Genomic DNA, 18,589 nt, shown 5'->3' with positions numbered 1-18,589 from the left:
ACAGTCACCACGGCGCGGACCACAAGGCAACCCCATAGACGGCAATCGTCAATAAAGTCCCGACACCCAGCCGATAATCAGCGAAACAGAAATGATTGCGAGGGAGGTGGAGATCAGGATCGAGGCGGATACCCGTTGTGGCGCCACCCCATAGTGACTGGCCAGCATGAATACATTGCCTGCCACCGGCAGGGCCGCCGCCGCGATCATCACCGCCGCCGAATAGGGCGCGACGGGAAAGAGGATCAGGGCCGAGAATGCGACAAAGGCCGGGTGTAGCACCAGTTTGCAGAATGACAGCCAACCGGCCACAAAGGGCCGTTCGGCCGATTTCGAGGCAAGCGAGGCACCGATGGCAAAAAGTGCGCCGGGTGTCGCCGCGCCTCCAAGGATGCTCACGAACTGGTTCACCGGCTTCGGAAGCGGCAGGTTCAATGCCGACCATGTAAGGCCAAGGACAATGGATACGATCATCGGGTTCCTGATCAGGCCCAACCCCACGCTGCGCAGGATGCCGATACTCATCCGTCCATCTCGTGACCCGGTAATAAGGATCACAACGAGCGAGCCGAAAATGATCAAATCCACGGCGAGGACCATCATCACCGGCCCAATCGCGGCCTCGCCCATCAAGAGAACCAGCATTGGGACGCCAAGAAAGCCCACATTGCCGATCACGGCGCATTGCGCCTCGATCGCGGCCTCTTCGATGCTGACACGGCGCAGGAGGGCGACGAAGGTCGCCAGCCCGTAAACAAAGGCTGTGCCCCAAAGGTAGGCCATGACAAACCGCCACTCGAGAACCTCGCTCATGGAGAGGTTGGCGGAAAAGCGGAACAGCATGGCCGACAAGGCAAAGTAGAAAACGAACTTGGTCAGCCATGCGGTTGCCTCTTCGCTGAAGAAACCCGTGCGCCCGGCGCCATAGCCCAACCCGATAATCAGGAAGAACGGCAGTGTCTGTAAAAAAATATCCAGCATCTAGCGCTTGTTAGCATCTGGCAGGCTTTGGTCAATCGCTGGATGCTATCCGCTGCCGATCAAAACCCCCGCCGCAAAGACAAGCGCACCGCCCAGAACGACCTGAAAGGCGGCGCGGAAGAAGGGGGTTTCCATGTACCTGTTCTGAATCCATGCAATCGCCCAAAGCTCGACGAAAACAACGCAAATGGCGATAACCGTTGCTGTCCAGAAATCCGGGATCAGGTAGGGTAAGGCGTGCCCAAGCCCGCCGACCGTGGTCATGATCCCCGAGGCAAAGCCACGCTTGATTGGGCTGCCGCGACCGGAAAGTTCACCATCGTCGCTGGCCGCTTCGGTGAAGCCCATGGAAATACCGGCCCCGACCGAGGCCGCAAGGCCAACAAGAAAGGTTGTCCAGGTGTCCTGGGTGGCAAAGGCCGTGGCGAAAATCGGGGCGAGGGTGGAAACCGATCCATCCATCAACCCTGCAAGACCCGGTTGAACCCATGTCAAGACGAACTGACGCTTTGAAACTTCGGCGTCGGTATCGCGGGTGTCTTCATCAAGGTGCTCTTGTTCAAGTTCGCCGGCGCGGTCTTGGTGGCCCGCTTCCGCAGCGGCAAGGTTACCCAGAAGCTTGCGGGTTTCCGCATCGCCCGTGCGCTGTGCCGCCTTGAGGTAAAAGGCCTCGGCGTCGCGCTCCATCATCTCCGCCTCGGAGCGGATACGCTCGATCCCGAGGTTTTCCACCAGCCAGACAGGGCGCCGGGCATAGAAGCCTGCCACATGCTCGCGACGGATCAAGGGGATCACGTCACCGAACCGCGTCTGGTGCAGGTCAATAAGGGATTGTCGATGCCTGTCTTCTTCCTCGGCCATGCCGTCGAAGACCTTGGCGGTGTCCGGATAGTCCGCGCGCAGGCGTTCGGCATAGTTTCTGTAAATGCGTGCGTCGTCTTCCTCGGATGAAATGGCGAGGGCAAGTATCTCTTGTTCGCTCAGATCAGAGAAGCGGCGGCGGGAGGAAACTCCTGGTATCATGGCATTTCTCCTTAGAATGATTCTAAGATACTTGCCGGTTTGGGAATTGCAACACGGCAAACTAAACAAGATAGTTCAGAAAACCCTTGATAAGTAAACTATACGGTTTAGATTACATCTAAACGAATCAGTTTAGATGGAGAGCGCCGATGAAAAACCTCTTGATGGCCCTTTGCCTTGTGTCCTTCGCTGCGCCCGCGGCGGCAATGAGCATTGATATGTCAACTCTGACACCCACCCTGACCTACCCCGAGCCTGTCTCGGAGCCTGTCACCAAGGACAACGGTGGAATGTCCAAGTAAGCCGTTGACCCGCCTGCGTCATTTCGCGAGGGCGGGCTTGCGATTTCCCCCCTGAGCCGACTAAACTGTCTCGGCTCGGGGAGGGTCCGCATGACGGCAGAGTCCGCAGAAATCAAAAAAGGCCGAAAGTTCGAACAAGTCCTTAACGGGGCGCGTGAAGTCTTCATGCGTGACGGTTTCGAAGGGGCCAGCGTGGACGACATCGCCAAGGCGGCGGGTGTCTCAAAGGCGACGCTCTATAGCTATGTCCCTGACAAGCGCCTGCTGTTTTCCGAGGTCGCGAAAGCAGAATGTAACCGACAGGCCGACGGGGCAATTGCGGAAATCGACATTAATGCGCCGGCCGAAGTGAACTTGGCCGCGGCGGCCCGGCATCTGGTGGGCTTTTTCCTGTCCGATTTCGGCACGCAAGTGTTTCGGATTTGCCTGTCAGAGGCACATCGCTTTCCAGATTTGGGCAAGCGGTTCTACCAATCCGGCCCTGCCATGGTGCGCGAGCGTATGATCCCGGTCTTGCGGTACTATGTCGACAAGGGTGAGCTTGAAATCGAAGACTTTGAACTGGCCGTTAATCAGTTCGCCGAACTGTGCAAATCAGATTTGTTCGTGCGCAAACTTTGCGGTTTGCAAAATGATTTTGCGAAGGCGGATGTGGATCAGGTCATCGAAGGGGCCGTGGAGATGTTTGTCGCGCGATACGGGGTGCGCAAAACGGCATGATGTGGCGCCGACGATGGGCGCCACAGGTTTTGGGGAAGCTTATATTAGAGCGTATCCAGTTTACATTGGATCAAAATGTATCACCAATGTCCCGAGAAAGCCGTAGGCCTGGCAGGGTATTGGTGATGCAAGAATAACAGGAAACGTTCTAAATGCCGACGTCGATAACCGCCTTGGCAAGCACAGGGACGGTATCCCTGTTCAGGCCCGCGATGTTTAGGCGCGAGTCGCCGACCATGTAAATTCCGTGGTCTGCGCGCAGCTTTTCAACCTTGTCGGGCGATGCCCCAAGGCGCGAGAACATTCCACGATGCTGTGCAAGAAACCCGAACCGATCCGAGCCAGAAAGTGTCTTTAGCTCGTCAGCCAGCTGCGTGCGCAGGGCCAGCATTCCGGTTCGAACCTCTTCTAACTCGGCCTGCCAATCGGCGCGCAACGCATCATCGTTCAAAACGATGCTCACCAAACGCGCGCCGTGATCGGGTGGGAAAGAGAAGTTCTGCCGGTTGAGGTAGGCAAGGTTGCCCTGCGCTACCGCTTGCAGGTTCTTGTCTTGCGCTACCGCCATCAGAAGGCCGGTACGTTCACGGTAGATCCCGAAATTCTTGGAGCAGCTTGCCGCAATCAGGGTTTCCGGGCAGCCCGAGGCAACAGCGCGGGTGGCCGCGGCATCCTCATCCAGACCGTCACCGAACCCCTGATAAGCGATGTCGATCATCGGGATCGCGCCCTTGTCGTTCATCAGGTCGATCACGGATTTGAATTCAACCGTGTTCAGGTTTGCCCCGGTCGGGTTGTGGCAGCAACCGTGCAGTAGCACCACGTCGCCTTTGCGCACTTGGCCCAAGTCTTCCATCATGCCGCCGAAATCGACGCCGCCGGTGGCGTTGTCGAAATAACGGTACATGATGGTTTCCATGCCCAGATACTTGAGAATGCTCAGGTGGTTGGGCCATGTCGGATCCGACACGAAAACCCGCGCCTCGGGGTTGGCCATGCGGATCAATTCAAAGGCCTGACGCACCGCGCCTGTGCCGCCCGGCGTGGCCACCGCCGACACCTGATCGCGCGCGACACTATCGCCCAGAACAAGATTGATCATCGCATCGGAAAAGGCCGGATCACCGGCAAGGCCGGTATAGGCTTTGGTGCTTTCCTCGTCCCACCAGCGACGCTCGGCCGCTTTTACCGCGCGCATGATCGGGGTGACGCCCTCGGCATTGCGATAAACGCCGACGCCAAGGTCGATCTTGGTGTCGCGGGGGTCGTCCTTGTAGGCTTGCATCAGCGCAAGGATCTTGTCTTTGGGCTGTTCATTGAGGTGTTCGAACATCAGTCGTCTCCGGTGGCGACGGGCACGGTGGGGAAAGCCCCCCATTCTGTCCATGATCCGTCATAAAGCGCGTGATCTGTCTTGCCGACACGTTCAAGCGCAAGATTGATAATCGCCGCGGTTACGCCCGAGCCGCAGCTTGTGATTGCGGGTTTGCCCATATCGACGCCCGCGGCGTCAAATACGGCGCGCAGATCACCGGGTGATTTCATCGTCCCGTCATCGTTCAGCAGGTCGCGGTAATAGACGTTCTTGGATCGTGGGATATGTCCGCTGCGCAATCCTTCGCGCGGTTCGGGGTCTTCGCCTCGGTAACGACCCGGAGAGCGCGCATCGAGAATTTCGTAATTCCCCAGCTTGGAGGCTGAAGAAACCTGCGTGACATCTTTTACCATTTGATTCTGGCGGCGCACGGTCATGTGTCTGTCTCGCACCATGGGGGGCATGTCTTCGGTCGGGTGACCTTCGGCTTGCCACTTGGGCAGGCCGCCATCCAGAACCGCGATATTCTCTTGCCCCATCAGCCGGAACAGCCACCACACGCGTGCCGCCGAAAACAGACCATGGGCATCGTAGACCACCACCTGATGGCCGTCGCCCACGCCCATGGCGCGCATGCGGGACATGAACTTTTCCACCGGCGGCACCATGTGCGGCAGGTCCGAGCGGTTGTCGCTGATATCGTCGATATCGAAGAACCGCGCGCCTGGAATATGGGCTTGGGCGTATTCCGCCTTGGCGTCGCGCCCTTCTGACGGCATGAACCATGTGCCGTCCAGAACCCGTAAATCGGGGTCTTTCAGGTGACTGGCGAGCCAATCGGTTGAAACAATGGTTTTCGGATCATCTTGTGCCATGGGCGCCCCCGGGTTGCGGACGCGCTCTGCCTAGCGCGCGGGGGCGAAAAGGGCAAGGGCGGGCGCCGGTTAAGACGCCCGCCTTGGCCTTATTTTGCCATCATTTTCTTGACCATGCTGACCACGGCCAGCAGGACGCCACCGCCGACACCGCCCGATGCAACCTGACCGATGATTGCGCCGATATCGGCACCGCCTGCGGCTTCGGCCACGCCGCCCGCGCCCAGCATGGACAGGATCTGCCCGCCCAAACCGCCGCCGACGATACCCGCGATGGAATTGCCCAGAAGGCCAAGGTTGATGTTCTTGAAGATGCCGCCGGCGACGTTACCGCCCACGGCGCCCGCGATGAGGCTGATGATAAGTTCCATGGTGTTCCCCCTTCCGTTTAAACACTCGGGGAAACTATCAGCGGAGGAGCGAAAAATAAGGGGAATATGGCCCGGGCGCTTCCCCTAGCCGTGATCCTTGAGAAGGCGCTGTTTCTGGCGGTTCCAATCGCGTTTGGCGGCGGTTTCGCGTTTGTCGTGGGCTTTCTTGCCTTTGGCGATACCGATCTTCAGCTTGGCGATACCCTTGTGATTGAAATAGAGAACCAAGGGTACCAGCGTCATGCCTTTACGCTGTGTCGCGTTCCAAAGATTGGCCAATTCCTTCTTGGAAGCCAATAGTTTGCGTTTGCGCTTTTCTTCATGTGCAAAGGTCTTGGCCTGCTCGTAGGGCGCGATGTAGGAGTTCACCAGCCACAACTCGCCGTCGTCCACGCTGGCATAGCTTTCGGCAATATTGGCGCCTCCTTCGCGCAGGGATTTCACCTCGGAGCCTTCAAGGATGATGCCGCATTCCAGATCGTCCTCGATGGCATAGTCGAACCGGGCGCGGCGGTTTTCGGCCACGACCTTGTAGTTCGGGTTGTCCTTCGGTTTTGCCATCGGTGATCGGTCCTGTGCGGCGTTACGGAAGCACCAAGATAGACCCTGTGAGGAGGCGATGAAAGGGGGGCGGCGCGAATCGGGGAGGAACCCTCGGGTTAATGTCGAAAACCCCTGTCGACAGCAGGTTGGTTTCGCGTCTGTATTGGCTTAGGTCAGCAGGCGGCGTGCCTTGAGTTCGGCACGCAGGGCAACACCGTCCCCGCCACGTTCCGCGACCAGGCCGGGGGTGGTGCGCTGACCATCAAAGCGTGGGGCCGGTGTGGGTTGTGGACCGGTCTCTGTCACGGTCCAGATGCCGCGGGCCGTATTGTGCGGGTCTTGTGCCGCGTGCCATGGGGACAGGACGGGTGCCACGCAGGCATCGGACCCTTCGAATATCCCGGCCCAATGGTCGAGGGGCTGCGTTGCGAAAATCCGGGCCAGTGCCTTGGTTTGGGCCGGCCATTGGGTGGGGTCGTTTTGATCGGCAAAGCCTGCATCGTCAGACAGGCCCAAGAGGTCAAGAAAGGCGGCATAGAACTTCGGTTCAAGGCATTGTACGCTGATGTGGCCGCCACAAGCGCAGGGATAAACGCGCGACCAATGCGGCCCGTCCAGAAGGCTTTTGCCGCGCGCCTCGTTCAGGTTGCCGGAGGGGACCATGGACATCAAAAGCGCCATCATATGGGCCGAGCCATCGACGATGGCGGCATCCACGACTGTGCCCTTGCCGCTGCGCGAGGCTGCCAAAAGCCCCGCCAAGATACCCGCCACCAGGTACATTGCACCGCCGCCGATATCGCCCAGTAGAGTGGCAGGGGTTTGCGGCGCATCGCCGGGCGCTGAGGCGTACCAAAGCGCACCGGAAGAGGCGATGTAGTTCAAATCATGGCCCGCCATCTGCGCCTTCGGTCCGGTTTGGCCCCAGCCGGTCATGCGTCCATAGACAAGGCGCGGGTTATCGGCTTGCAACACCTCAGGGCCAAGACCAAGCCGTTCCATTACGCCCGGGCGGAACCCTTCGATCAAGGCATCGGCGGTTGAAACAAGGGCCCGGGCGATTTGCAGGTCGCCGGGGTCTTTGAGGTCCAGCGCGATCGAACGCTTGCCGCGATCCAGAAGATTACTCTCGCCCGCCACCGGATTGCCATTACCGGGGCGGTGAATGACGATGACCTCGGCCCCGAGATCGGCCAGCATCATCGCGGCAAAGGGGCCGGGGCCAAGACCTTCGATTTCGACTATTCGATATCCCTGCAGCATCCTTGCTCCCGCGTTTCCAGGGCCAGTTTAGAGCAAGTCGCCGAAAGGTGTGAACCGATGATTGGATGATCGGGCGTGCAAGCGGTTTCGAAACCGCTTGTGCCAAGGATTTTCGAAAATCCTTGGCTGCGTCAGGCGTGTTACGGCGGGCTTATCGTTTTCGCGCTTCGGTCTGGCGGATGATCTCGGCCACGCGCTTGCCGATCTCGGTGCTGCCCTTGGCCGATGGGTGGATCAGATCAAGCGTGTGATAGGAGCGGTCGCCATGCGGCACCAATCCGTCCAGTGACAGGAAATGCACACCACGGTCCAGTTTGGCCAGACGCGCCATGCGGCGATCCATTTCATCGCCTTCGTCGCGGCAGGCCTCGATCGGGGAGGTGACGCCGGGGGTGCGCATATAGCCCACCATGACCACCTGTGAGCCTTTGGCGCGCAGATCAGAGACGAAACCGGGGATCGTGCCGCGCTTGCCGTCCTCGGAAATCAGCTGATTGATGCGGCGGCTGCACTGACCGCAGCCACAGCCCATCCAGATGTCATTGCCGCCACCATTGAGCACCACCCAATCCCATTTTCCGTCCACATATTGCTTGCGGATATTGAGGCCCGCACTGCCGGAAATGGGCAGGCCATAGTAGTACTTGGCCCCCATGACCGAACGGTCGATCACGTCCTCGCCCAAGGTGCGTTCGACGGCGTGGGACACGGAATTTCCCGTTGCCCCGTGGATCGCCAGCATGGAATCGCCCATGGTCAGGATGCGCGCCGGGGCATCGCGGCTTACGGTTTCGGTGCAACCCGCGAGAAGAAGGAACAAGGCGGTAATTCTGAGCAGCTGACGCATGGTATTTCCTAGGGGTCGTGACCTTGGGGGCAGGTCTTGGGATAGCATGCTCAAAGCGGGTTGCCAGCAGGATAATGCCCCTGCGAGCCTGCACAGTTTCCCCTGTGCAGACGGTGATTGCACTTCTGTTGTATTCGCCTAGCTTGGCGAACAATGAAGCGGAGAATACCCATGGCACCCATTGTCGAGGTCGAGGACCTGCAAAAAACATACAAAGGCGGATTCGAGGCGCTGAAGGGCGTATCGCTATCCATCGAGGAGGGTGAGATTCTGGCCCTGCTCGGCCCCAATGGCGCGGGTAAGACCACGCTGATCTCGGCGCTTTGCGGAATCACTACGCCGACCGGCGGCATCGCCCGCGTCGGTGGCCACAATATCGTGGACGACTTTCGCGCCGCGCGGTCGATGATCGGCTTGGTGCCGCAGGAGGTGGCGCTTGAACCTTTCGAGAAGGTCATCAATACCGTGCGTTTTTCACGCGGCTTGTTCGGCAAGCCGCGCAACGAGGCGCTGATCGAAAAGGTGCTGCGGCAGCTTTCGCTGTGGGATAAGCGCGATGCCCGGATTCGCGAGCTTTCGGGCGGGATGAAGCGCCGGGTGCTGATTGCCAAGGCATTGTGCCACGAGCCGCAAGTCTTGTTTCTGGATGAGCCGACGGCGGGTGTGGATGTGGAGTTGCGCCGCGACATGTGGCAAGTGGTCGAGGGCCTGCGCGAAAGCGGCGTGACGATCATCCTGACCACGCATTACATCGAAGAGGCCGAGGCGATTGCCGACCGGATCGCGGTGATCAACCACGGTGAGATTTTGCTGGTTGAGGAAAAGGACACCCTGATCCGGCGGATGGGGCGCAAGACCCTGCGGATCGACCTGACCACGCCGGTCGATGCGGTCCCCGAGGGCTTGGCGGCGTATGATCTGGAACTGACCCAAGGGGGTGAGGCCCTGATCTATCACTATGATACCCAAGGCGAGGGCACGGGGATTACCCGGCTTTTGCAGGCCCTCGCCGCCGAAGGGCTGTCCATGAGCGATATCCACACGCGGCAGTCGAGCCTTGAAGAAATTTTCGTAAGTCTGGTGCAGGAGGGCGCGGCATGAACTGGCAGGGGGTAAAGGCCATCTATATCTACGAGATGAAGCGCTTTTTCCGCACGATCATGGAAAGCCTTCTGTCGCCGGTAATCTCCACGACGCTTTACTTCGTGGTCTTCGGCGCGGCCATCGGAAGCCGGATCGACGAGGTGGAGGGCGTGACCTATGGCGCCTTCATCGTGCCGGGGTTGATCATGCTGAGCGTGATGACACAGGCGATTTCCAATGCCTCCTTCGGGATTTATTTTCCCAAGTTCATTGGCACGATTTTCGAGTTGCTCTCGGCCCCGATCAACTTTTTCGAGATCGTTCTGGGCTATGTCGGGGCGGCGGCCACCAAGTCGTTGTTGATCGGGGTGGTGATCCTGCTGACGGCGGGGCTTTTCGTGGATATCGAAGTGCAGCACCCCTTGGCTATGGTCGCCTTCCTGGTCTTGACCTGCCTGTCGTTTTCCCTGTTCGGTTTCATCATCGGGATTTGGTCGGAGAACTTTCAACAGCTGCAATTGATTCCGCTGCTGGTGATCACCCCCTTGGTATTCTTGGGCGGTGCGTTCTACTCGATCTCGATGCTGCCGACGGCGTGGCAGACGGTGACCTTGTTCAATCCTATCGTCTACCTGATCTCGGGATTCCGTTGGGCGTTCTTTGGTTATGCCGATGTCCCCGTGGTGGCGAGCCTTCTGGCCATTGGGCTGTTTCTTGGGATCTGTCTTGGGATTGTCTGGCTGATCTTCAAAACCGGCTATCGCATCAAGAGCTAGTGACTTATTTGCCCCGCTCAGCGGGGCAAATGTATCTTTCTTTCGCGCCGCCCGGGATTGCCGCCTTGTTTAAGCTGCGTGGGCATTCTACATCCCTTGGCATGAAAGCGCTTATTCCCTTTATCAAACGCGGGCCGCTTGTCGCGGTAATCCGGTTGCAGGGGTCCATCGGGATCGGTGGCCGCAACCAGTTGAACGACGAGTCCTTGGCTTCGGTGATCGACAAGGCCTTTAAGCGAGGCAAGCCAAAGGCCGTGGCCCTTGTGGTCAACTCGCCGGGTGGTTCGCCCGTGCAATCTTCGTTGATCGCGGCGCGCATTCGGCGGCTGGCCGAAGAACGCGACGTGCCTGTGCATGCCTTTGTAGAGGATGTGGCGGCCTCGGGTGGCTATTGGCTGGCGGCGTCGGCCGATGACATATGGGCTGACCAAGGGTCGATCGTGGGGTCGATCGGAGTGATCTCGGCGGGCTTCGGCGCACCTGTGTTCCTTGCCCGCCAAGGGGTGGAGCGACGGGTGCACACCTCGGTGCATTCCAAGAGTTTCATGGATCCGTTCCTTCCGGAAAAGGAAGAGGATGTCGCGCGCCTGAAGACCATTCTTGAGCAGATGCACGAAGGCTTTACCGATTATGTGAAATCGCGCCGGGGGGATAGGCTCAAGCCCGAGGGCGACCTTTTCACCGGCGAGTTCTGGCTCGGACGAAAAGCCCATGAACTGGGTCTGGTCGATGGCATCGGCCATGTGGTGCCAAAACTCAAAGAGCTTTACGGCGATGACGTGCGCTTTGCCAAATATGGCCGTAAGCGCGGGCTGCTGCAAAAGTTCGGCGCCAGTATCGCACAGGATACTTTGGCCGCCGTCGAGGAACGGGCGGATTACGCCCGGTTTGGCCTCTGACGTGATCATCAAGATCGTCATATTGTTTCTGGTTGGCATGGGCGTGATGGCCATGTTCGGAAAGCTGCGCTTTCCGGGGCAGCAAAAGCTGGCTTCGGCGAAATGCCCCAAATGTGGACGGTTCCGCATCGGCAAAGGCCCCTGCCAATGTCAAAAGAAGGTGCGTAAATGATTGAATGGGGTCTTGCCGGGCTCGGCCTTGTAATCTTGCTTTTGGCAGGTGATGCCCTGGTCAAGGGTGCGGTGAACCTGAGCCTTCGGTTGGGTGTGCCGGCCCTGATCGTCAGCCTGACCATCGTGGCCTTCGGCACCTCTGCCCCGGAATTGCTTATCTCGGTAAACGCCGTGTTGGATGGCAAGCCCGGGCTGGCCTTGGGCAATGTGGTGGGATCGAACACGGCCAATATCCTGTTGGTGCTTGGGCTGCCTGCCCTGATCTCGGTGCTGCACACAAGCGAATGTGACAGCCGGAAAACCTATGTTTTCATGCTTGTTGGCTCGGTCATCTTTGTCGGCTTGGCCTTCATGGGCGAGTTCAATATCGCCTCAAGCCTGATCCTTCTGGCGCTTTTGTCTTTCGTTCTGACAGATGCGTTCCTTGAGGCCGGTCGGCATCGCAAGGCGAATGCCGCCTTGATGCTGGCCGAGCCCGATGGAGAGGAGGATGTCGAAGGCGCCGACCCGGATATGCCGTGGTGGCAGATCATCGTCTTTCTGGTGCTTGGCCTGATTGGTTTGCCCCTGGGTGCCGATTTGCTGGTGGATAATGCGTCGATCATCGCGCAACGCTACGGCGTAAGCGATGCGGTGATTGGCCTGACGTTGGTCGCACTGGGGACGTCCTTGCCGGAACTGGCGACCACCGTGATGGCGGCTTTGCGCAGGCAGGCCGATGTTGCCTTGGGCAATGTAATCGGGTCGAACATGTTCAACCTCTTGGCCATCATCGGGATTACCGCGATTGTCGGGCCCATTCCCGTGGATGCGGAGTTCTTGCAGTTTGATCTTTGGGTCATGCTGGGCGCGTCGTTGTTGATTATCCCCTTCGTGTTTTTCAAACAGGATATCGGGCGGATCTGGGGCGTGGTCTTGACGGGCCTCTATTTGGCCTATGTCACCATTGTCCTGACATAAGCGGAGGCAGGCGATGACGACGGCATTGGTAACCGGGGCAAGTAAGCGATTGGGCCGGGCCATGGCGCTTGAACTGGCGCGGCGTGGCTATGACGTGGCCGTGCACTACGCCACCAGCCGCGATGAGGCCGAGGCCGTGGCGCACGAGATCACCGGCATGGGCCAACGCGCCGTGGCCGTGCAGGCCGACCTGTTGGTCGAGGATGAGGTGCAGGGGCTTTTGCCCAAGGCTGTTGAGGCGCTTGGTGCGCCGGTGACCTGCCTGATCAACAACGCCTCGGTCTTTGAGTATGACAATATCCAGACCGCCACGCGCGAAAGCTGGGACAGGCACATGGAAAGCAACCTGCGCGCGCCTTTCGTCCTGACCCAAGCGATGGCTGCCCAGGTGCCTGAACCCGAGGCCTGCGAGTTGGGTGAGCCGGTGGCGCGTGGTCTGGTCATCAACATGATTGATCAAAGGGTGCGCAAACTGACTCCCGAGTTCATGACCTATACCTTGGCCAAGATGGGCCTTTGGGCCTTTACCCAGACCGCCGCACAAGCACTTGCGCCCCGGGTCAGGGTGAACGCCATCGGGCCGGGACCGACGTTGAAAGGCCACCGCCAAAGCGAGAGCCACTTTCAGCGGCAGCGGCAGACGACGGTGCTGAACCGTGGGGCCAATGCCGCGGATATCGTGGCTGCCTTGGCATATTTCATAGATGCGCCAGCGGTGACCGGGCAGCTTTTGTGCGTGGATGGCGGACAGCATCTGGGATGGCAGACGCCGGATGTTTTGGGGGTCGAGTGACCTTTCCCCAAGGGAAGTTGTGCACTTGTCACATTCGCGTTAACTCGCCGTTACAAAAACTTTAATGATTTCAATGTTTTGCCGAGGGTGTAAATTTTTCCCTTTATATTTCAATAGGTTAAAAAGATGCTTATTTTTTGGGCAGATTAACGAAATACGCTGGATTCAATAAGAAATTCCCGTTGGCCGCGCTTTGCCCACAAAGTTATCCACATAAAACGGGGACAGCTTTCCTCTTGTACCCATGCCGATAAGATTGCAGCAAATCTTGAGAATCAGACCGGTAGGCCCATGACCGAAACGCCAGAGGACAAGATACCCGATACCGGGCATGAAGTGATCCAGTCTTACCTCAAGACCTTGGACTCTTCGCCGGGTGTCTATCGCATGTTGGATGCGCAGGCGCGGGTGCTCTACGTGGGCAAGGCGCGCAACCTCAAGGCGCGGGTGTCAAGCTATGCGCGGCCCACCGGGCATACCCCGCGTATCGCCCGGATGATCCGGGAAACCGCTTCGATGATGTTCCTGACGACCTCGACCGAGACCGAGGCGCTTTTGCTGGAACAGAACCTGATCAAGCAGCTCAAACCGCGCTACAATGTGCTTTTGCGCGACGACAAGAGCTTTCCGAATATCCTTGTGACAGCGCATGATTTTCCGATGATCAAAAAGCACCGCGGCGCCAAGAAAGAGAAGGGTCAGTATTACGGCCCCTTCGCCAGTGCGGGGGCGGTGAACCGGACGCTGTCGCAATTGCAGCGGGTGTTTCAACTGCGCAATTGCAGCGATGCGCAGTTCGAGACCCGCACGCGGCCCTGCCTGCAATATCAGATCAAACGCTGCACCGCGCCTTGCGTGGGCTATATCAGCAAGGCCGACTATGCCGCGGCGGTGAAGGATGCGCAGCGGTATCTGTCGGGGCGCTCGACCGAGATTCAGGACAAGCTCAAGGCCCAGATGGCCGAGGCCTCGGATGCCATGGAGTTTGAACGCGCCGCCGCCCTGCGCGATCGGATCAAGGCGCTGACGCAGGTGCAGACCGCCCAAGGCATCAACCCGCGCACGGTGGACGAGGCCGATATCATCGCCCTGCATCTTGAGAAGGGTCAGGCCTGTGTGCAGGTGTTCTTTATCCGGGGCGGGCAGAACTGGGGCAACAGGGATTTCTATCCGCGGGTCGGGGCCGATGTGGAAGAGGCCGAGGTGTTGGAGGCCTTTATCGGGCAGTTCTACGACACCAAGGATCCGGCGCGGCAGTTGATCCTGTCGCATCCCATCGAGAACGCCGATCTGATGGCCGAAGCCCTGAGTGAGAAACTGGGCCGGAAGGTGGCCCTTTTAGTCCCGCAAAAGGGCGAAAAGGCCGAGTTGGTGGATGGTGCGCTTCGCAATGCCCGCGAAAGCCTTGCCCGCAAGATGGCGGAAAGCGCCACGCAGGCCAAGTTGTTGAAAGGACTGGCAGATGCCTTTGATCTGCCCGAAGCACCGCAGCGGGTCGAGGTCTATGACAACAGCCATATTCAGGGCAGTCATGCGGTGGGCGCGATGATCGTCGCGGGCCCCGAAGGCATGATGAAAAACCAGTACCGCAAGTTCAACATCAAGGGCGATGACCTGACCCCCGGGGATGACTTCGGGATGATGAAAGAGGTTCTGACCCGGCGGTTCAAACGCCTGCTGAAGGAAGACCCCGAGCGCAAGGAGGGGCATTGGCCCGACCTCTTGCTGATTGATGGCGGCGCGGGGCAGGTCAGCGCCGTGGCCGGGATCATGCGCGAGATGGGCGTGGCGGACATTCCAATGGTCGGCGTGGCCAAAGGGGTGGACCGCGATCACGGCAAGGAAGAATTCCACCGCACCGGAAAACGCCCCATGGCCCTGCGCCACAACGACCCGGTTTTGTATTTTATTCAACGGCTTAGGGATGAGGCGCACCGCTTTGCCATCGGCACGCACCGGGCCAAGCGGGCCAAGGCGATGGGGGCCTCTCCGCTGGATGAAATCCCCGGCGTGGGCGCGGCGCGAAAGCGCGCGCTTCTGGCGCATTTCGGCTCGGCCAAGGCGGTCAGCCGCGCGGCACTGGCGGATTTGAAAGCGGTCGAAGGTGTTTCGGCAGGCTTGGCGCAGAAGGTTTACGACCATTTCCACGAAAAGGGCTAAGTGACGGAATTCACACCGAATTCCGGGCCGTTTTTCGCCCGGAAAACGGTATTCCAAATCACCGCATCTGTGTCTTTCCACGCAGGGCAATACGGGCTAGAAACGTGCCATGACGTGGAATATTCCCAATATCCTGACCTTGCTTCGGCTGCTTGCGGCGCCGGGGGTGGCGGTGATGTTTTTGTACTTCAACCGGCCATGGGCGGATTGGTTCGCGCTGATGCTTTTTATCAGTGCCGCGATCACCGACTATTTTGACGGATATCTTGCAAGGCTTTGGAAACAAACGACAAAGCTGGGTACGATGCTGGACCCGATTGCCGATAAGGCGATGGTGGTGATCGCGCTGATGGTGATCGTCGGCTATTCGAGCATGTCGCCTTGGCTGGTGCTGCCGGCCACCGTGATCTTGTTCCGCGAGGTTTTTGTGTCTGGCCTGCGCGAGTATCTGGGCGATACCGCCGGGACGCTGAAGGTCACGCAGCTGGCCAAATGGAAAACAACCGCGCAAATGGTTGCGATTGCTGTGCTTTTTGCCCAGGGCGTGTTCGAGCACTACCTTGGTATGTCGGCCATGGGGATGGATCAGGCGATGTTCGATGCCATATTGAGTGGTGAGGACGACGACCTGCATGGCCTGCGCTGGAAGATGATGGGGATGGTCTGGACGGGGCATGCAGGGCTGTGGTTGCTGTGGATCGCGGCCGCGCTGACATTGATCACGGGCGTGGATTACTTCAAGAAATCAACGCCTTACCTGAAGGATTAAGCAGATGGACGTGCTGTATTTCGCGTGGGTTCGGGAACGGATCGGGCAGCCCAAGGACAAGGTTGAAACCAAGGCCGCGACGGTGCGGGACCTGGTTGAGGAATTGCGCACCCGCGAAGAACGCTACGAGGCTGCCTTTGCCGATCTGGATGCCCTGCGGGTGGCCGTGGATCAGGAGCTTGCGGACTTCGATGCACCGCTTGACGGGGCAAGGGAAGTGGCATTTTTTCCTCCGATGACAGGGGGTTAGGTGGATATTCGGGTTCAGGAGAACGCCTTTGACCTGGGGGCCGAGGCCAATGCCTTTGCCGCGCGGCAAAAGGGTGTTGGCGCGGTTGTGACCTTTACCGGGATCGTACGTGATCTGGGGGAGGGGGATTTGCAGGCGATGCAGATCGAACATTACCCCGGCATGACCGAAAAGGCGATTTCCAAGATTGCCGAAGAGGCGCTAAGCCGTTGGAATCTTGGGGATATTCTGGTCATTCATCGGCATGGCGTGTTGCGGGCCGAGGATTTGATCATGATGGTGGCCACCTCCTCGCGTCATCGGGTGGATGCCTTCCAAGCCGCTGAATTCCTTATGGATTACCTGAAATCCCGTGCGCCGTTCTGGAAGAAGGAAGTCACCCCCGAGGGGGCCGATTGGGTTGAGGCCAAGGACGAGGACGAGGACGCGCTGAGCCGCTGGTGAAACGTACAACTTGTACGTTTTGTACGTGAGTTCTGTACGAAAATCGGCGGGTGGCTTCGTGAATTCGTACGAGTCGTACGAAACCTTGCCAATCCGGCCGCCAAGCCGCTGCGATTTGGCCCAAGGAGGCGGAGGCGAAAGCAACGGTTCCGGGGATCGGTGACGAAGCGGTTATCGCCGCATCCCGGCGGCACATGCGAAAGCGTTTCGCGAAATGCAGACACCGCCTAACCGCGCATTTCCCGTTGCATCACGTCAACGAAGGCTTTGACCCGCGTTTTCCGAAAGGCCGATGGCAAATGAATGCTTTGGATCGGAAGGGACTCTGCATGGGTATTGGGGAACAGTTCGACCAAGCGCCCGGTGCTTAGGTCATCTGCCAAGAATATATCGGGGCAGGTGAATATCCCCATGCCCGCCCGCACCGGCGCCAAGCAGGCAGAGGGGCTATTGGCCAGAAACGGGCCGGAGACAGGCACCTGTATTGTCTGGCCTTCAATGCAAAACGACCACCGGTTGGGGTCGGTACTGTTGGTGTCACGGATGCAGATATGATCGCCAAGGTCCGCGGGATGCTCCGGCGTGCCATGCGCCTTGAGATAGGCCGGGGCGGCGACCACCTTCATTCTGGTTTCGCCCAGCTTGCGCACGATCAGGCTTGAGCCGCTCAAGTGCCCGATGCGGATGGCCACGTCAAAGCCCCCTTTCGCCAGATCCTCGTAGCGGTCGGACAGGGCCAGTTCGACGGTGACATTCGGGTGTTCCTCGGTGAAACGGCTGGCGGCGCGGGCCACCGTGGTTTCGCCGTAGGTGGTCGGTGCCGCGATCCTGATCACGCCTTTCAAGCCATCGGCGGCGTCGAATTCGTTTTCCAGTTGCTCGAACTCGGCCAGAACCCGGCGCGCGCCTTCAAGGTATCGCGTGCCCTCATGGGTCAAGGACATTGAGCGCGTCGTGCGGTGCAGCAGGGTCATTCCGATGTCTTGTTCAAGCTGTGCCAGCCGTTTGCTGACCAGTTTGTTGGATAGGCCCAACCGCTGCCCCGCCGCCACGAAAGAGCCGGTTTCGACAACCGCGACAAAGCTTTGCATTCCTGCCAATCGGTCCAATACATTATCTCCAAAATAGCGATATACATTCACGAATATCGCTATTTTATGGTGTAATGACCATGGCTAAATCTCTTGCAGGAAAACAGACAGGAGACAGCAAGATGGCAACCTCAGATGCACCGATTTCGATTGGCCGGGTCGTTTTGATCGTTCGGGACTTGGCCAGGATGGCCGAATACTATGAGAAAGTGATTGGGCTTGGCCGGATCGACCGCGATGGCGAAACCGCCCTGCTGGGGGCGAATGGCCGGGTTTTGATCGAGCTGCGCCAGGACCGTGCGGCGCAAGTGGCGCCGGGGGACGCGGGGCTGTTTCATACCGCCTTTCTTTTGCCGTCGCGTGGCGCGCTGGGCGCATGGCTTGGCAAGTTTTCCGATCTTGGTGGGCGGCTGGATGGCGCATCGCACCACGGTGTAAGCGAGGCGCTTTACCTCAATGACCCGGAAGGCAACGGCATCGAGATTTACCGCGATTTGCCGCGCGAGACTTGGGTCCGCGATGGCGACCGGATCGAAATGGTGACAAAGCCCCTGGATTTGCAGGCCCTGCGCCGCGATGCAGGCCAATGGCGCGGCGCGCCCGAGGATATGGTCATTGGGCATGTCCACCTGCGTGTCGGTGACGTGGCGCAGGCGGCCGAGTTCATTCGCGGCCAGATCGGCATGACCCAAACCTTCGAGGTGCCTGCCGCGCGTTGGTTCGGGGCGGGTGGCTATCACCATCACCTTGCCGCCAATGAATGGCAGTCGAAAGGGGCTGGCCCGCGCTTGGACGGGGCGGCAGGGTTGGCCAGTGTCGAGCTTTTGGCCGACCCCGGAACGCTGACCCCCGGGCGGCTTGTCGATCCGTGGGGGACGGAGTTTACCGTAACCACGGCCTGACACGGGCCTTGGCGGCACCCACTGGAACCTTCGTTGCACCTGCGCTAT

The 18,589-nt window shown here is 59.1% G+C and carries 22 protein-coding genes; 13 read left to right on the top strand and 9 right to left on the bottom strand.

From position 1 onward, the window contains the following. Window positions 1–48 precede the first annotated feature (48 nt). Window positions 49–981: an AEC family transporter gene (locus RBB32_RS16235; RefSeq protein ID WP_306154262.1), complete on the bottom strand. Its 933-nt coding sequence runs from the start codon at window positions 979–981 to the stop codon at window positions 49–51. A 45-nt stretch (window positions 982–1,026) separates the two neighbouring features. Further along, window positions 1,027–2,004 carry an iron exporter MbfA gene (mbfA, locus tag RBB32_RS16230; RefSeq protein WP_306154261.1) on the bottom strand — a complete coding sequence of 326 codons (978 nt, stop codon included), beginning with the start codon at window positions 2,002–2,004 and terminating at the stop codon, window positions 1,027–1,029. A gap of 149 nt (window positions 2,005–2,153) precedes the next feature. Here mbfA and RBB32_RS16225 point away from each other — a divergent pair, with 149 nt between their 5' ends. Together RBB32_RS16225 and RBB32_RS16220 are read left to right on the top strand one after the other, a co-directional pair. Beyond that, on the top strand, window positions 2,154–2,306 hold the full coding sequence (locus tag RBB32_RS16225) for a hypothetical protein (RefSeq protein WP_306154260.1): 153 nt from the start codon (window positions 2,154–2,156) through the stop codon (window positions 2,304–2,306). Between the two features lie 90 nt (window positions 2,307–2,396). Beyond that, complete coding sequence (locus RBB32_RS16220; RefSeq protein ID WP_306154259.1) at window positions 2,397–3,026, top strand: TetR/AcrR family transcriptional regulator; 630 nt, start codon at window positions 2,397–2,399, stop codon at window positions 3,024–3,026. A 148-nt stretch (window positions 3,027–3,174) separates the two neighbouring features. Here RBB32_RS16220 and RBB32_RS16215 read toward each other — a convergent pair whose 3' ends face one another. The 6 genes from RBB32_RS16215 to RBB32_RS16190 form a co-directional block, all read right to left on the bottom strand. Then, window positions 3,175–4,359: an amino acid aminotransferase gene (locus RBB32_RS16215; protein WP_306154258.1), complete on the bottom strand. Its 1,185-nt coding sequence runs from the start codon at window positions 4,357–4,359 to the stop codon at window positions 3,175–3,177. Next, entirely contained in the window at window positions 4,359–5,216 is an 858-nt protein-coding gene (gene sseA / locus RBB32_RS16210; RefSeq protein WP_306154257.1) for a 3-mercaptopyruvate sulfurtransferase, read from the bottom strand. The genes RBB32_RS16215 and sseA overlap by 1 nt, the downstream gene beginning before the upstream one ends. 89 nt (window positions 5,217–5,305) lie before the next feature. After that, window positions 5,306–5,587, bottom strand: a complete 282-nt coding sequence (locus tag RBB32_RS16205) for a hypothetical protein (protein ID WP_306154256.1) — start codon at window positions 5,585–5,587, stop codon at window positions 5,306–5,308. 84 nt (window positions 5,588–5,671) lie between these two features. Continuing rightward, window positions 5,672–6,148, bottom strand: coding sequence for an SsrA-binding protein SmpB (gene smpB / locus RBB32_RS16200; RefSeq protein ID WP_306154255.1), 477 nt, complete (start codon window positions 6,146–6,148; stop codon window positions 5,672–5,674). Between the two features lie 150 nt (window positions 6,149–6,298). Next, on the bottom strand, window positions 6,299–7,393 hold the full coding sequence (locus RBB32_RS16195; protein WP_306154254.1) for a CaiB/BaiF CoA-transferase family protein: 1,095 nt from the start codon (window positions 7,391–7,393) through the stop codon (window positions 6,299–6,301). A gap of 151 nt (window positions 7,394–7,544) precedes the next feature. Further along, window positions 7,545–8,240, bottom strand: a complete 696-nt coding sequence (locus RBB32_RS16190; protein WP_306154253.1) for an SGNH/GDSL hydrolase family protein — start codon at window positions 8,238–8,240, stop codon at window positions 7,545–7,547. 171 nt (window positions 8,241–8,411) lie between these two features. Here RBB32_RS16190 and RBB32_RS16185 point away from each other — a divergent pair, with 171 nt between their 5' ends. The 10 genes from RBB32_RS16185 to RBB32_RS16140 all read left to right on the top strand — a co-directional run bounded on the left by RBB32_RS16185 (window position 8,412) and on the right by RBB32_RS16140 (window position 16,548). Beyond that, the gene (locus RBB32_RS16185; RefSeq protein WP_306154252.1) at window positions 8,412–9,341 is read left to right on the top strand and encodes an ABC transporter ATP-binding protein; all 930 of its coding nucleotides are present in this window, start codon (window positions 8,412–8,414) and stop codon (window positions 9,339–9,341) included. Then, on the top strand, window positions 9,338–10,099 hold the full coding sequence (locus RBB32_RS16180) for an ABC transporter permease (protein WP_306154251.1): 762 nt from the start codon (window positions 9,338–9,340) through the stop codon (window positions 10,097–10,099). The genes RBB32_RS16185 and RBB32_RS16180 overlap by 4 nt, the downstream gene beginning before the upstream one ends. A gap of 101 nt (window positions 10,100–10,200) precedes the next feature. Continuing rightward, window positions 10,201–10,998: a S49 family peptidase gene (locus RBB32_RS16175; protein WP_306154250.1), complete on the top strand. Its 798-nt coding sequence runs from the start codon at window positions 10,201–10,203 to the stop codon at window positions 10,996–10,998. A gap of 1 nt (window position 10,999) precedes the next feature. Next, window positions 11,000–11,170, top strand: a complete 171-nt coding sequence (locus tag RBB32_RS16170) for a hypothetical protein (RefSeq protein ID WP_306154249.1) — start codon at window positions 11,000–11,002, stop codon at window positions 11,168–11,170. Further along, window positions 11,167–12,132 carry a calcium/sodium antiporter gene (locus tag RBB32_RS16165; RefSeq protein ID WP_306154248.1) on the top strand — a complete coding sequence of 322 codons (966 nt, stop codon included), beginning with the start codon at window positions 11,167–11,169 and terminating at the stop codon, window positions 12,130–12,132. The genes RBB32_RS16170 and RBB32_RS16165 overlap by 4 nt, the downstream gene beginning before the upstream one ends. Before the next feature lie 13 nt (window positions 12,133–12,145). Further along, complete coding sequence (locus RBB32_RS16160) at window positions 12,146–12,925, top strand: SDR family oxidoreductase (RefSeq protein ID WP_306154247.1); 780 nt, start codon at window positions 12,146–12,148, stop codon at window positions 12,923–12,925. A gap of 291 nt (window positions 12,926–13,216) precedes the next feature. Continuing rightward, window positions 13,217–15,085 carry an excinuclease ABC subunit UvrC gene (uvrC, locus tag RBB32_RS16155; RefSeq protein ID WP_306154246.1) on the top strand — a complete coding sequence of 623 codons (1,869 nt, stop codon included), beginning with the start codon at window positions 13,217–13,219 and terminating at the stop codon, window positions 15,083–15,085. A gap of 109 nt (window positions 15,086–15,194) precedes the next feature. Then, complete coding sequence (gene pgsA / locus RBB32_RS16150) at window positions 15,195–15,854, top strand: CDP-diacylglycerol--glycerol-3-phosphate 3-phosphatidyltransferase (protein ID WP_306154245.1); 660 nt, start codon at window positions 15,195–15,197, stop codon at window positions 15,852–15,854. A 4-nt stretch (window positions 15,855–15,858) separates the two neighbouring features. Continuing rightward, window positions 15,859–16,104: a molybdopterin converting factor subunit 1 gene (gene moaD, locus RBB32_RS16145; RefSeq protein ID WP_306154244.1), complete on the top strand. Its 246-nt coding sequence runs from the start codon at window positions 15,859–15,861 to the stop codon at window positions 16,102–16,104. Next, on the top strand, window positions 16,105–16,548 hold the full coding sequence (locus RBB32_RS16140) for a molybdenum cofactor biosynthesis protein MoaE (RefSeq protein WP_306154243.1): 444 nt from the start codon (window positions 16,105–16,107) through the stop codon (window positions 16,546–16,548). Between the two features lie 227 nt (window positions 16,549–16,775). On the opposite strand, the gene RBB32_RS16135 is transcribed toward RBB32_RS16140, so the two are convergent. Further along, on the bottom strand, window positions 16,776–17,639 hold the full coding sequence (locus RBB32_RS16135) for a LysR family transcriptional regulator (protein WP_306154242.1): 864 nt from the start codon (window positions 17,637–17,639) through the stop codon (window positions 16,776–16,778). Between the two features lie 122 nt (window positions 17,640–17,761). Here RBB32_RS16135 and RBB32_RS16130 point away from each other — a divergent pair, with 122 nt between their 5' ends. Beyond that, window positions 17,762–18,541, top strand: a complete 780-nt coding sequence (locus RBB32_RS16130) for a VOC family protein (protein WP_306154241.1) — start codon at window positions 17,762–17,764, stop codon at window positions 18,539–18,541. The last annotated feature ends 48 nt before the right edge of the window (window positions 18,542–18,589 follow it).

Origin of the sequence: Roseovarius sp. MMSF_3281, from assembly GCF_030733685.1 — a bacterium.
Taxonomy (GTDB): domain Bacteria; phylum Pseudomonadota; class Alphaproteobacteria; order Rhodobacterales; family Rhodobacteraceae; genus Roseovarius.
Note: the sequence above shows the minus strand (reverse complement) of the source record. Positions and strands in the feature narration are given on the sequence as shown.

Coding starts and splice junctions, on each gene's coding strand:
- RBB32_RS16135 (WP_306154242.1), bottom strand. CDS start 17,639: ATGCAAAGCTTTGTCGCGGTTGTCGAAACCGGCTCTTTCGTGGCGGCG.
- RBB32_RS16180 (WP_306154251.1), top strand. CDS start 9,338: ATGAACTGGCAGGGGGTAAAGGCCATCTATATCTACGAGATGAAGCGC.
- RBB32_RS16220 (WP_306154259.1), top strand. CDS start 2,397: ATGACGGCAGAGTCCGCAGAAATCAAAAAAGGCCGAAAGTTCGAACAA.
- mbfA (WP_306154261.1), bottom strand. CDS start 2,004: ATGATACCAGGAGTTTCCTCCCGCCGCCGCTTCTCTGATCTGAGCGAA.
- RBB32_RS16190 (WP_306154253.1), bottom strand. CDS start 8,240: ATGCGTCAGCTGCTCAGAATTACCGCCTTGTTCCTTCTTCTCGCGGGT.
- RBB32_RS16130 (WP_306154241.1), top strand. CDS start 17,762: ATGGCAACCTCAGATGCACCGATTTCGATTGGCCGGGTCGTTTTGATC.
- RBB32_RS16185 (WP_306154252.1), top strand. CDS start 8,412: ATGGCACCCATTGTCGAGGTCGAGGACCTGCAAAAAACATACAAAGGC.
- RBB32_RS16195 (WP_306154254.1), bottom strand. CDS start 7,393: ATGCTGCAGGGATATCGAATAGTCGAAATCGAAGGTCTTGGCCCCGGC.
- RBB32_RS16215 (WP_306154258.1), bottom strand. CDS start 4,359: ATGTTCGAACACCTCAATGAACAGCCCAAAGACAAGATCCTTGCGCTG.
- sseA (WP_306154257.1), bottom strand. CDS start 5,216: ATGGCACAAGATGATCCGAAAACCATTGTTTCAACCGATTGGCTCGCC.
- RBB32_RS16165 (WP_306154248.1), top strand. CDS start 11,167: ATGATTGAATGGGGTCTTGCCGGGCTCGGCCTTGTAATCTTGCTTTTG.
- RBB32_RS16205 (WP_306154256.1), bottom strand. CDS start 5,587: ATGGAACTTATCATCAGCCTCATCGCGGGCGCCGTGGGCGGTAACGTC.
- moaD (WP_306154244.1), top strand. CDS start 15,859: ATGGACGTGCTGTATTTCGCGTGGGTTCGGGAACGGATCGGGCAGCCC.
- pgsA (WP_306154245.1), top strand. CDS start 15,195: ATGACGTGGAATATTCCCAATATCCTGACCTTGCTTCGGCTGCTTGCG.
- RBB32_RS16160 (WP_306154247.1), top strand. CDS start 12,146: ATGACGACGGCATTGGTAACCGGGGCAAGTAAGCGATTGGGCCGGGCC.
- RBB32_RS16175 (WP_306154250.1), top strand. CDS start 10,201: ATGAAAGCGCTTATTCCCTTTATCAAACGCGGGCCGCTTGTCGCGGTA.
- uvrC (WP_306154246.1), top strand. CDS start 13,217: ATGACCGAAACGCCAGAGGACAAGATACCCGATACCGGGCATGAAGTG.
- RBB32_RS16235 (WP_306154262.1), bottom strand. CDS start 981: ATGCTGGATATTTTTTTACAGACACTGCCGTTCTTCCTGATTATCGGG.
- smpB (WP_306154255.1), bottom strand. CDS start 6,148: ATGGCAAAACCGAAGGACAACCCGAACTACAAGGTCGTGGCCGAAAAC.
- RBB32_RS16225 (WP_306154260.1), top strand. CDS start 2,154: ATGAAAAACCTCTTGATGGCCCTTTGCCTTGTGTCCTTCGCTGCGCCC.